Below are 12,377 nucleotides of genomic sequence, written 5' to 3'. Positions count from 1 at the left end.
AAAGCGTAAAAAATGCAGCATTCCCATCGAATGGATTGATATAAAACGAACTCGAAAGTTTCTCACCCAGCTTTCACTTCATCGCATAAGCCAATGAGTCATAAGCAATTCACTAGAACTCGCCGGCAAATGCAGACACCATAGCGTTCAACAGCCTCACACCCTGGAGTCAGTCCGCGTGCCGCAACACACCCCCGATCTTCCTCCTGAACTTCGCCCCCTGGCCGAGATGCCGCTGATCAAGCGATTGCTCGCCCGGTTCTTCGGTTACAGCCTGACCCGCCTACATGCCCAGCACCGTGCATCGTGGTTGCATGGCCAGGCCGACGGTTTTCGCAGCGGTCACAGCGCCGGGGTCGATTACGGCTACAAGGAAGGCAAGCTCGAAGGGCTGGAGGAGGGTCGGCAGGTCCTGCTGATCCGCGACTCGCGCTCCACTGAACACCGGGCACCGAATGTCGATGACCTGTTGTTCGACGATTGGCGCCTGCCGTTGAGCGCCGAGTTGAAGAAGCGCATGAAGGCGGATGTCGCCCGGTTGTTGCCGGCCCATGCCCAACCCAGCGCCGCACAATGGAAAATGATCTTCAGCGACACGCCGTCTACCTCGGTGATCGCGGGTGCCGGCGCTGGCAAATCGACCACGCTGGTGCTGCGAATCTTGCTGCTGAGCCATTACCTGGGCTTCGAGCTGAGTTCAATGACCGTGGTGACCTTCACCCGCGAGTCGCGCAAGGACTTCATCAACAAGCTGATCGAACTGTTTGCGCTCTGGGGGCGAGCGATCAGTTTCAAGGAGGCGCGGGATCTGGTGCGCACCTTCCACTCGCGGATCCTGCCGATGGTGCGCAGCCTTCCCGGTTTCGAGCGTTTGCAGGCTTTCGAGAACCTCAGCCTGCGGGCTGCACAGGGCGACGAGGAGGTCGACAGCAATCCGTTCGATCTGCGCATCAACGACGTTCAACGCCAACAGCTCAACGCCTGCTATCACCGTCTGCACCGTGACGATGAGCGCTTTCGCGAGCTGATCAAGCCATTGTCCCGGTATGCCTTGCAACTCAAGGAGCTGGAGCGGGATCACCCGGATGTGCAGAAACGCATGGGCGTTACCGAACTGGCGGCCAAACGCGATGAGGAACTGTGCGACGCCATTGAAGACCTGTGGTTTCGTGCCGGTGCCTGGCCCATCAAGGGGATCGAACCGAAACGTCAGTCGTTCGATATCAATGGCTCGAAATTCCATTGTCACGGCTATATTCCGTCCCTGGATGCCTGGGTGGTGCTGGGGTTCGATCCTCGGGAAAACCCTCAGGTCACGCGGCCAAACGCCAAACTGACAGTGCGCGCAGAGTGGGCAGTGAAGCGCACCCTGTTTCAAGCTTTCTGTCGTAAGCCATTGATATGGCTGGATAGTTACGAATCTTCAAAGCGTGTTTTGGCCTCGCTTGCCGGCGATGCCAGCGCCGGGCCGGGTTTCGATTACAAGGTCAAGGGCGAGCTCGCTTCCGCGCCGTTGCTCGATTGCTTTGTCGCCGCCGCCGGGTTCATCGAAAACCTCGGGCTGGATGTGCCGAGCGCCGTAGGCCAGATGAGTTTCGCCAAGGACGATCCCGACCGGTTCTTCTTCGAAGCCTTGAGTCTGTACTGGCGGGCGCTGGAAGATCATTTGCTGGACCAGAAACCGCCGATCATGACCTACAACCGAATGTTTGCCCTGTTCAGCGAGCATTCGCCGGAGAACCTCAAACTGCTCGGCGATGAGCTGCTGCGACCGCTGTCACACCTGATGATCGACGAGTTCCAGGATGTCTCGCCGCAAATCGTCTCCTGGATCAGGGCCAGCCTGGCAGAGATCCGCAGTCGTGGGCCGGCCATGCACGTTGGACGCGCAGCACAGCGTTCCTCGCTGCTCTGTGTGGGCGATGACTGGCAGTCCATCTACGGTTGGCGCGGCAGTTCGCCGACCTACTTCATGGAGTTCAACAAGGAGTTCCCGTCGCCGAGCACCACCAAGGTCATGCTCAGCGACAACTATCGCAGCCACCAGCACATCATCGATGCCGCCGAACACATCGTACGTGCAGCACCAGCCATTGCCGGGAAGAAAGCCAAGGCCAGCGGTGAACCCAAGGCATTGCTGCCGGTTAACGTCCTCGATCGTGATGACCAAGGCATGGCCCAGCGCCTGATGGAGCATTACCGAAAGGGCGATTCGATCTTGATGCTTTATCGAAAAAGTAGCGATAAGTCATTGATAGAAGAGCATATTAAGCCTGTAGTTAATGTTGATTCTAGCTTGCCGTATGAGGCTCGCAGGCTCAAACAGCTGACGTATCACAGTGCCAAGGGCCTTCAGGCCGATGCGGTGTTTTTGCTGGGCGACTGCCAGCACCTGACCAGTTCGCCTTACAAGAATCAGGTTTACCGGATGGCGGGCCTGGGCAAGGCCGGTGACAGCGAACCCTACGACAACGCCCAGAAGGACGAGATCCTGCGGCTGGCGTACGTGGGTATTACCCGCGCCGTCAGCCATTGCTACTGGTACGTCGATGCGCAAGACACCCAGGCTGCGAACATGCCCAAGGCCTCCGACCGGATCGGCAAGGGCAAGGCGTTCTTTGTCGATCATCGACAAGGCAAGGCTTCAGGCTGAGTGTTTAATCGCTGCCCACAAAAAAGCCCACATTACGTGGGCATTTTTTTGAGCACTCCGCCTTCAGGCATAACTCCTGAACGCTTCTGGTGGAACGAAGGCTTCAAGTTCATCCTCCACCGCTTCGATTATTAGTTCTACATCCGCAGCATTCATGACGGTGGCGCAAGGAATACCGGCAATGGCGATCATGGTCTCGCCAGTGGCACGATCAAAAAGACGGGCAATCATGCTGCCCGGGGCGTCCATGCTCGCCTCGAAACCCATGGGATGAAAATGCCAGCGCATCAGCTGGCAGGCGTTTGGAAACGTGACCTTACTGAACCCTTTATTCATGTGTTGCCCGCCTTCATTATCGAGCGCTTCCTTTAGCTCATGGTAGGAGGGAAGAACCTTCAATGGTTCAACCAGTGACAGTGTTTAAAAGTAGCATCCGCATGTGAAAAGAATGTGGATTTTTCAGGCCATTTGGCGATTGCCGGCATTTTTTTGATTCAAGTCACGCTTCGTTCGCATTTGCGGCCAAAAGCCGTCATCCGTTTAGTCGTTGAAGACAAGGCGCAAGTTGGGCAAGCTCGGTCTTTTCCCGTCGAGATGTTCAATGCACGTCGATGATGATGGCCCGCTGCAAACCCAGGCCACGGGCGAGACGGTCATGCGCTATCACTTGCGCTGGAAGCACCGGGACCTGGACGGCGTCATGGCGCTCTATCACCCTGAAGTCCAGTACAACGACTTTTTCCAGAACCGGGTCATGGACCTGGCCGAATTGCGCGAATACGTGCGCAGCAGCATGCCCCGGGATCCGGATGAAGCGCTGGAGCATTCCGACCGCATTCGACTGGACGGCAATACCGCATTCATTCAATACCGCATCACCTTGCGCGGCGGTGAAGGACTGGTGTCGTTCCGCGCCAGCGAAGCAATTACCGTCAAGGACGGGCTGATCTGGCGGGTCAACGAATATGCGTCACTGGTGCACGAGCAAGCTGCCAGCAAAGCGTCCGGCAACCAGCGCCCGGCGGTCAGCCGGCTTGGACTGTCGCCACGCCAGTTGAGCTTCATGGCCGATGACCTGCAGCAGTATTTCCAGGGTCAACAGCCGTATCTTGACCCGGAGCTCGATTTGCAACGGGTGGCGAAGGAGTGCGGGTACAGCCGCAATCAGATTTCCTATCTGTTGAATCAGGTGCTGGGCCAGAGCTTCTATCGCTACGTCAACCAGGCGCGCCTGCAACACTTGCTCGCGACGCTGGATGCCGCCACACCGCCAGTGCGTATCGATGAGCTGGCCTTCGCTGCCGGATTCAATTCGCTGTCGGCGTTCTACAGCTGTTTCCGCCAGCACACCGGCCAGTCACCCAAGGCCTACGTCAAACAAATTTCTTTGCGTGCACGCGCGCAAGACAGCCCCTGAGCCCACGCACTAGGATCGACGCCATCGAAGTTTGAGTGGCGGAGTCTTGCATGCCGGCGTGGCGCACTATCAGTTTGTGGATGGACCAGCTCGACGAGCCTTTGTTGGCGCGTCCGGCGCTGGAGCGGGACCTGGATGTCGACGTGGCGATCATCGGCGCGGGCTACACCGGACTCTGGACCGCGTACTACCTCAAGCAGCACAAACCTGACCTGAGCATTGCCATTGTCGAAGCGCAGACCGCCGGTTTCGGCGCGTCGGGGCGTAATGGCGGCTGGCTGATGGGCAACTTGCTGGGTGAAGATCGCCTGCTGGCCAATCTGCCGGCCGAAGAACGCCGTGCCTCCTACGATTTGTTGCACCGCATTCCGGATGAAGTGGAGATTGTCCTCGAACGCGAGGGGATCGACTGCGATTACCGTAAAGGCGGGGTGCTGTATTGCGCTGCGCGCTATCCGGAGCAGGAGGTGAGCCTGCGTCACTATCTGGACGATCTCCACCGCCAGGGCCTCAACGACAGCCACTATCGCTGGCTGAACCCGGAGCAACTGGCGCAACAGATCCGCGTCGCCAAACCCTATGGCGGTATCTACGCGCCGCACGTGGCGACCATCCACCCGGCCAGGCTGGTACGCGGGCTGGCCCGGGCGGTGGAGCGCCTGGGGGTCAACATCTACGAAAACAGCCCGGTCACCCATTGGCAGTCTGGCAGCCTGCGCACGGCGAAAGCTTCGGTGCGCAGTCGCTGGGTGGTGCCGGCGGTAGAAGGCTATTCCGTCACCTTGCCGCCATTGGGGCGATATCAGATGCCGGTGCAGAGCCTGATCGTCGCGACCGAGCCATTGTCGGCGGCCACCTGGGACGAAATTGGCCTGAGCCGCGGCCAGGCGTTCAGCGAGGCCAGTCGCCAGGTCACCTACGGCCAGCGCACCGCTGACAACCGTTTGATCTTTGGCGCCCGTGGCGGCTATCAGTTCGCCGGCAAGCTGCGCCACAACTTCGACCTGACCACGGATGAAAAAGAGCTGCGGCGCTACCTGTTCGGCGAGCTGTTCCCGCAGCTGAAGAACGTGCAGATCACTCATTCCTGGGGCGGCAACCTGGGCATGTCCCGGCACTTCCAGCCGCACATGCTCTGCGACCAGGCCAACGGCATTGCCTTGTCTGGCGGCTATGGCGGGGAGGGTGTTGGCGCCAGCAACCTGGGAGGGCGGACGCTGGCCGACCTGATCCTGGGGCGCGACACCGATCTGGTGCGCCAGCCGTGGGTCATCCCGCAGCGGGGCCTCGACGCGCTCAGGGCCTGGGAGCCGGAACCCATCCGCTGGCTCGGCTACAACGCAATCATCCGCAGCTTTGTCCATGAGGACCAGACCCTGGCCAACCCGGCGACCGCGCCCTGGCGGCGCAAGCTGGCCAGCGGGGTTGCCGGTTTCATGGAAGGTTTCATGCACTGAACGGCGTCTCTACATCGACAGGTATTCCCATGAGCATCACGCAATTCAAGAACACCGCAACCCTGAAACTGGACGAATCCAACCCGGTCGCCGTGCCCCTGGGTACTCCCGTGGCCGTGGCTTCGACCACCAGCGTCGAACGCGACGACGGCGTCGAGACCGGCGTTTGGGAATGCACCCCGGGGCGCTGGAGGCGGCAGATCGTCGCCCAGGAATTCTGTCACTTCATCCAGGGCCGCTGCACCTTCACCCCGGACGGCGGCGAGCCCCTGTACATAGAAGCCGGCGACGCACTGATGTTGCCGGCCAACAGCCTCGGTATCTGGGACATCCAGGAAACCGTGCGCAAGACCTATGTCCTGATTTTTTGATTTTTGAATTCTTTGAAATTTGAAAGCTGATCCTTTTGATTGCCTGCCAACAAAAACAACCCCTACAGGAATCGACTCATGATCCGAAAGACACTGACACTGGCCCCGCTGATGCTGGTCGCATCGATCAGTCAGGCGGCCGAAACCGTCAAAATCTATAACTGGTCGGATTACATCGCGCCGGACACCACGAAAAACTTCCAGAAAGAAACCGGCATCGCCTTCACCTACGACGTCTACGACAGCAACGAAACTCTCGATGGCAAGCTGATGACCGGCAAATCCGGGTACGACGTGGTGTTCCCGTCCAACCACTTCATGGCCCGGCAGATTGAAGGCGGCGCGCTGAAGAAACTCGACAAGAGTCAGCTACCGAACTGGAAAAACCTCAACCCTGTGTTGCTCAAGGCATTGCAGACCAACGACCCGGGCAACGAGCACGGTTTTCCGTACCTGTGGGGCAGCACCGGCATCGGCTACAACATTGCCAAGGTCAAGGCGGTGCTGGGCGACAACGCTCCGGTGGATTCCTGGGACCTGATCTTCAAGCCCGAGAACATGCAGAAGTTGCAGAAGTGCGGCGTGGCCATCCTCGACAACGGCCCCGAACTGCTGCCGGCCGCATTGAACTACCTCGGGTTGCCGCATCACAGCAAGAACCCGGAAGACTACAAAAAGGCCGAAGCCCTGCTGTTGAAAGTGCGGCCGTATGTCAGCTATTTCCACTCGTCCAAATACACCAGTGACCTGGCCAACGGCGACATCTGCGTGGCGGTCGGTTTCTCCGGCGACATCCTGCAGGCGGAAAACCGTGCCAAAGAGGCTAACAACGGCATCGACATCGGCTACTCGATTCCCAAGGAAGGCGCCGCGATCTGGTTCGATATGGTCGCCATGGCGGCCGACGCTCCGGACGAAAAGGCCGGTTACGCCTTCATGGACTACCTGCTGCGTCCGGACGTCATGGCCAGCGTCAGCAACTACGTGCATTACGCCAATGGCAACGAGCAGGCCGACAGCCTGATCGACCCGGCGATCAAGAACGACACCAAGGTTTACCCAAGTCCTGAAATGATGGGCAAGCTGTTTGCGCTGGAAGCCATGCCATTGAACATCGACCGGGTGCGTACCCGGGTCTGGAACAAGATTCGCACCGGCAGCTAAAGCGTTGAGCGGCCATCGGGACAGGACGTCCCGATGCCATCGGTCATCAACCGACCGGCTCGGCTGCGCAACTCATCTTTCCTGAGCCGGGTATCTGCAAAAACACGTCATCGCCGATTTGCCAGAAGCTGTAGTTGCCTTTGTAATCCTTGCCCGTGTACTGGGTTCCGTAATTACTCGGCACCTGGTTCAGGGTGATGGAGGTGTTCGCCCATTTCAGGAACACAACGCCCGGTTCGACCGTAAAGAACGTGGCGGCAACCAGCGGGTTGAGCCCTGCGCAATGAAAGGCAACGGGGCCTTCGGTGCGTCTGCTTGGGTCTTTGGTTCTGGAAATGGCCGAACCCTGGCGCAGTTGATGCGCGCGCTCGGCATAACTGCGAATGACGCAGGGCTTGGCTTGCGGGCCGCTGTCACACTGGTTGCGGGCGTCGATCCAGAACTGTTGATCAACCTCGACTTTATCCGGGCGCGGCACCGAATGTTCATCCGTGAGCGCCAGCAGATAAAGGCGATTGAGTTCGAGGTCCATCTGCGCCAGTTGGGCGTCATGACAGATGAGCTTTTCGGCGGATGCCCGGGGCGAGGCGCAATCGAAACTGGTTTTGTAAGTTGGCAAGGGCTTTGGTTTTGCCTTTGCCTTTGTGGCGGCGTCACACACGCTCGCCGTCACACACGCGCTGACGGCGAGCACAGAGGCCAGAAGTGGCGTGACCATTTTCATTTCGGCGTCACCTGAATCTTTACGTGATGCCCGTATTGCAACGCATCGTGTCGAAGCGTTGCACAGTCATTCGGTCGCACGGGGTCTATCGAGTGTAAAGCAGTGCTCGAAACCTGCCACATCGTGCCAGGAGAAACGTTAGTCTTCCTCACGAATCGTCGCCACGTCATCGGCCCTGACTTTGACCTTCGCACCCGAAATGTCCTCAAACTCGAAGAACCCGTCGCTGGTTTTGGTTTTCGGCATGTCTTTGGTCAGGTACTGGGTGCCGTTCTGCAGGGTCACCACCGTTGGCGTCGAGCAACCGGCCAGCGTCAGCAGGGCCGCTACCGCCAGGGGCAAGCCCAAAGTCTTGATGTCCATAATCACCTCCATACGTTCTGAAGCAGCGCCATCAGTTCGATAGCTGTCACGGCGCCTCCATGGCGGTTGGTGCCGCTGGGGGGCAGAAAGTTCTACTGCCCGGGAAATATTCCGTACAGCGCCATTTATCCTTTTCCGATTGCACCGGGCAGGGCGGAACTGGTATCTGTACGCATAACCAGTACTCGCTCGCCATGGCCCATTTCCCTGTGACTGCAAATCCCCTCGACGATCCGTTTTATTACCTGAACAACTTCATGCAAGTGCTTGATTGGCTTGAGCAGCGCTCTAGCGATGTGTTGAGCGTCGAAGAGCAGCATTTTATTCAAGCGTTCAAGGGGCTACCCCGTGAGTCGAAGGCGCTGCTGGTCAGAATGGTCATGCGCAAAGGCGTTCATTTCAGGGCGAGCAAGCTGCATTACGACGAAATCGGCGATATCGGCACAGCCGTCGGCCCGCTGCTCGAACTGGATTGGGTCGACGGGCAAATGCCCATCGCCATTGACGAGTTGTTCGAGGTACTGCTCAAGGCAGAGATCCTCCAGACCTTTGCCACTGTCATCGATCAACCCAAAGGCAAGAAAGCCGATTGGCTGCCGACGCTGAGCGCGCAATTTCCCCAGACGCAAAGCTTCAACGACTGGTGCCCGTGGCAGGATGAGCGCCTGTTCAGCCTCACCATCATGGAGTTGTGCGATCGCCTGCGCCTGATGTTCTTCGGCAACCTGTACCAGGACTGGTCGGAGTTTGTGTTGGCCGATCTCGGCATTTATACCTACGAAAAAGTCGAATTCTGTGCCGAGTCCCGTGGCTTGCGCAGCCGGGAAGACGTGGATGCCTGTGTCCTCCTGCACGCGTACCAGCAACAATTCGAGGCCGGTGAAGCGCTGGAAGTGGTAGCCGAGCGAATCAAGGGGCTGGTGCTGGACAACCCATGGTTGCAACGGCGGCGCGGCAAGCTGCTGTTCCAGATGGGCCAGTATTGCGAACGCATCGCGAATTTCTCCATGGCCCTGAACCTCTACCGCGAATGTGCCTATCCAGGCGCGCGTTCGCGACTGATCCGCGTGCTGGAACGCAGTGGCGAGTTTGAGTTGGCGCTGGATCTGGCCGCACAGGCCGAACAGGCGCCGGAAAGTGCCGCCGAACACCAGCAGTTGCTTCGTGTGCTGCCACGCCTGCGGCGCAAGCTCGGCGGGCCGCCCATCAAGCGAGCCGCGCCCCGGGAGATGCAGCGTCTGGACCTGCAACTACCAAGAGTCGACCCGGCAGTGTCGGTCGAGTTTTACGTTCAGGCGCATCTGGCTGAGGATTCGGCACCGGTCCACTTCGTCGAAAACAGCCTGATCAATTCACTGTTTGGCCTGCTGTGCTGGCCGGCGATTTTCGCGCCTTTGCCGGGTGCGTTTTTTCACCCGTTCCAGCGTGGGCCGGCGGATTTGCTCAGCGAAGACTTCCACGGCCGTCGTGCCGAGCTGTTTCAGGCGTGCCTGGCCGAACTCGACGACGGGCGCTATCGGCAGACCATCCGCGAACGTTATGCCGCCAAGTGGGGCGTGCAGTCGCCGTTCGTGTTCTGGAGCGTGCTCAGCGAAGAACTGCTGGAGCAAGCCCTCGATTGCCTTCCGGCCGAGCACCTCAAGCACTGGTTCAACCGCCTTTTGCTGGACATCAAGGCCAATCGTGCCGGCATGCCGGACCTGATTCAGTTCTGGCCGTTGCAAAAGACCTACCGCATGATCGAAGTCAAAGGCCCGGGTGATCGCCTGCAGGACAACCAGTTGCGTTGGCTGGAGTTCTGCCACGAACACCAGATGCCGATTGCCGTGTGCTACGTGCAATGGTCGGAGCAGGGCGCTTGAGCTACAGCATTGCGGTGCGCGCGCTGTGTGAGTTCACCGCCAAGGCCGGCGACCTCGATCTGCGCTTCACGCCGTCACCCACCGCGCTGGAGGGCATCGTCGGGCACCGCACGGTGGCGTCGCGGCGCAGCGAGGGCTACCAAAGCGAAGTCGCCCTTGAAGGCCAGTATCGAACCTTGACGGTCAAGGGCAGGGCGGACGGCTATGACCCCGGACAAAACTGCCTGGAAGAGGTCAAGACCTACCGCGGTGATTTGAGCAAGCAACCGGCCAACCACCGCCAGTTGCATTGGGCCCAGGCGAAAATCTACGGCTGGTTGATGTGCCGGAAACTGGATCTGCCTCAGATCAACCTGGCGCTGGTGTATTTCGACATCGTCAGCGAAAAGGAAACCTGTCTGGTCGAGCCATTTGACGCCATAGAGCTGGAACAATTTTTTGACCGGCAATGCGCGCGTTTCCTGCAATGGGCCGAACAGGAAGTCGCCCATCGTGACGGGCGCAATCAGGCGGCGCAGCGTCTGGCGTTTCCCCACGCCGACTTTCGGCCGGGGCAGCGCCATCTGGCCGAGTCGGTGTTCAAGGCCGTCAGCACGGGGCGCTGCCTGATGGCCCAGGCGCCCACGGGAATCGGCAAAACCCTGGGCACCTTGTTCCCCATGCTCAAGGCACTGGCGCCCCAGCAACTGGACAAAGTGTTCTTCCTCACGGCGAAAACCCCGGGACGCCAACTGGCCCTGGACGCCGCGCAAGTGATTCTTGCCAGCGCCGGTGCGCCGCCGTTGCGGGTGCTGGAGATGATCGCCCGGGACAAGGCCTGCGAACACCCGGACAAAGCCTGCCACGGTGAGTCGTGCCCACTGGCCCGGGGTTTCTATGATCGCCTGCCCGCTGCACGGCAGGCGGCCAGTCAACTGAACCTGTTGAACCAGAGCGCCTTGCGTGAGGTCGCCCTGGCCCACGATGTCTGTCCGTATTACCTGAGCCAGGAAATGGCGCGCTGGGCCGACGTGGTGGTTGCCGACTACAACTATTACTTCGATTTCAGCGCCTTGTTGTTCGGTCTGGCCCAGGCCAACAACTGGAAGGTCGCGGTGCTGGTCGACGAAGCCCATAACCTGGTAGAACGTGGCCGGCAGATGTACAGCGCCAGCCTCGACCAGGCGACCTTCAACGGCGTGCGCAAAACCGCACCCGAAGTGCTGAAAAAGCCGATGCAGCGGGTCAACCGCGAGTGGAATGCCCTGCATGACGCGCAAACCGGCGCCTATCAGGCCTATGACAAGGCGCCGGAAAAGCTCCTTCAGGCACTGTCATCGTGCAGCGCAAGCATCGGTGATTACCTGAACGATCACCCTCAAGGGCTGGACAGCGCACTGCAGGGTTTTTACTTCGACATGCTGCATTTTTGCCGGGTGGCCGAACCGTTCGATGAGCAGTTCCTGTTCGACATCAGCAAGCGCGACCTTGAGCGCAAGCGTCACCTCTCGCAGTTGTGCCTGCGCAATGTGGTCCCCGCCGGGTTCATCCGCCCGCGCCTGACCGCCGCGCGCAGCACGGTGCTGTTTTCCGCGACCCTCAGCCCCCGGCACTATTACGCCGATTTACTGGGGACACCGGCGGACACGGTGTGCATCGACGTCGAGTCGCCGTTTCACGCCGATCAACTGCAAGTGCACATCGTCGACCAGATCTCCACGCGGTTCGTGCATCGCCAGTCGTCCCTCGAACCGATCGTGGACTTGATCGCCAGACAGTTCTGCGCACGCCCCGGCAATTACCTGGCGTTTTTCAGCAGCTTCGATTATTTGCAGCAGGTGGCGCAGTTACTCGCCGAGAAGCATCCGCACATCAGTCTGTGGTCGCAGTCCCGAGGCATGGGCGAAGCGCAACGTCAGCAGTTTCTCGATCAATTCCACGCCGACGGCCAGGGTGTCGGCTTTGCCGTGCTGGGCGGGGCCTTTGGTGAAGGCATCGATTTGCCCGGTGCGAGGTTGATCGGCGCATTTATCGCCACGTTGGGGCTGGCGCAGCTCAATCCGGTGAACGAGCAACTGAAGCGGCGCATGGCTGCCATTTTCGGCGCCGGTTATGACTACACCTACCTTTATCCCGGTGTGCAGAAAGTGGTGCAGGCCGCTGGACGGGTGATCCGCACCCAGCAGGATCAAGGGGTGGTGATGTTGATCGACGACCGTTTTGGCGAGAGCAAGGTCAAGCAGTTGCTGCCGCGTTGGTGGGCCATTGCAGGCTTGCATCGGCTCAATGAGTCGGAGCATCACAGCATCGGGTTGTCGCCCTGTGGGAGTGAGCCTGCTCGCGATAGCGCCGTGTCAGGCAACATCATTGCCGACTGACTGGACGCC

The 12,377-nt window shown here is 59.5% G+C and carries 10 protein-coding genes; 7 read left to right on the top strand and 3 right to left on the bottom strand.

Going from position 1 to position 12,377, the window contains the following annotated elements:
* Positions 1-178 precede the first annotated feature (178 nt).
* Positions 179-2,653 carry a UvrD-helicase domain-containing protein gene (locus AC1D1M_RS14835; RefSeq protein ID WP_477776215.1) on the top strand — a complete coding sequence of 825 codons (2,475 nt, stop codon included), beginning with the start codon at positions 179-181 and terminating at the stop codon, positions 2,651-2,653.
* A 63-nt stretch (positions 2,654-2,716) separates the two neighbouring features.
* On the opposite strand, the gene AC1D1M_RS14830 is transcribed toward AC1D1M_RS14835, so the two are convergent.
* Complete coding sequence (locus tag AC1D1M_RS14830) at positions 2,717-2,989, bottom strand: DUF1652 domain-containing protein (RefSeq protein ID WP_150755521.1); 273 nt, start codon at positions 2,987-2,989, stop codon at positions 2,717-2,719.
* 265 nt (positions 2,990-3,254) lie between these two features.
* Between AC1D1M_RS14830 and AC1D1M_RS14825 the strand changes: the two genes are divergently transcribed.
* The 4 genes from AC1D1M_RS14825 (at position 3,255) to AC1D1M_RS14810 (ending at position 7,062) form a co-directional block, all read left to right on the top strand.
* Entirely contained in the window at positions 3,255-4,070 is an 816-nt protein-coding gene (locus AC1D1M_RS14825; RefSeq protein ID WP_477776214.1) for an AraC family transcriptional regulator, read from the top strand.
* Positions 4,071-4,120: 50 nt separating this feature from the next.
* Positions 4,121-5,527 carry an NAD(P)/FAD-dependent oxidoreductase gene (locus tag AC1D1M_RS14820; protein WP_477776213.1) on the top strand — a complete coding sequence of 469 codons (1,407 nt, stop codon included), beginning with the start codon at positions 4,121-4,123 and terminating at the stop codon, positions 5,525-5,527.
* 29 nt (positions 5,528-5,556) lie between these two features.
* Entirely contained in the window at positions 5,557-5,898 is a 342-nt protein-coding gene (locus AC1D1M_RS14815) for a cupin domain-containing protein (protein ID WP_477776212.1), read from the top strand.
* A gap of 78 nt (positions 5,899-5,976) precedes the next feature.
* Positions 5,977-7,062 carry a polyamine ABC transporter substrate-binding protein gene (locus AC1D1M_RS14810; protein WP_477776211.1) on the top strand — a complete coding sequence of 362 codons (1,086 nt, stop codon included), beginning with the start codon at positions 5,977-5,979 and terminating at the stop codon, positions 7,060-7,062.
* 46 nt (positions 7,063-7,108) lie between these two features.
* Here the strand turns inward: AC1D1M_RS14810 and AC1D1M_RS14805 are convergent, their stop codons facing one another.
* Complete coding sequence (locus tag AC1D1M_RS14805) at positions 7,109-7,786, bottom strand: MliC family protein (protein WP_477776210.1); 678 nt, start codon at positions 7,784-7,786, stop codon at positions 7,109-7,111.
* A gap of 138 nt (positions 7,787-7,924) precedes the next feature.
* Positions 7,925-8,149 (bottom strand): YgdI/YgdR family lipoprotein, encoded by a 225-nt coding sequence (locus AC1D1M_RS14800; protein ID WP_477776209.1) that lies wholly within the window; start codon positions 8,147-8,149, stop codon positions 7,925-7,927.
* A gap of 194 nt (positions 8,150-8,343) precedes the next feature.
* On the opposite strand from AC1D1M_RS14800, the gene AC1D1M_RS14795 reads away from it, so the two are divergent.
* A complete protein-coding gene (locus AC1D1M_RS14795) occupies positions 8,344-10,011 on the top strand; it encodes a VRR-NUC domain-containing protein (protein ID WP_477776208.1) in 1,668 nt (555 codons plus the stop codon).
* Positions 10,008-12,368: an ATP-dependent DNA helicase gene (locus AC1D1M_RS14790; RefSeq protein ID WP_477776207.1), complete on the top strand. Its 2,361-nt coding sequence runs from the start codon at positions 10,008-10,010 to the stop codon at positions 12,366-12,368. Before AC1D1M_RS14795 ends, AC1D1M_RS14790 begins: the two co-directional genes overlap by 4 nt.
* The last annotated feature ends 9 nt before the right edge of the window (positions 12,369-12,377 follow it).

The sequence above is a fragment of the Pseudomonas sp. P1_F7 genome (assembly GCF_056405655.1).
This window is presented reverse-complemented; position numbering and strand designations above follow the sequence as displayed.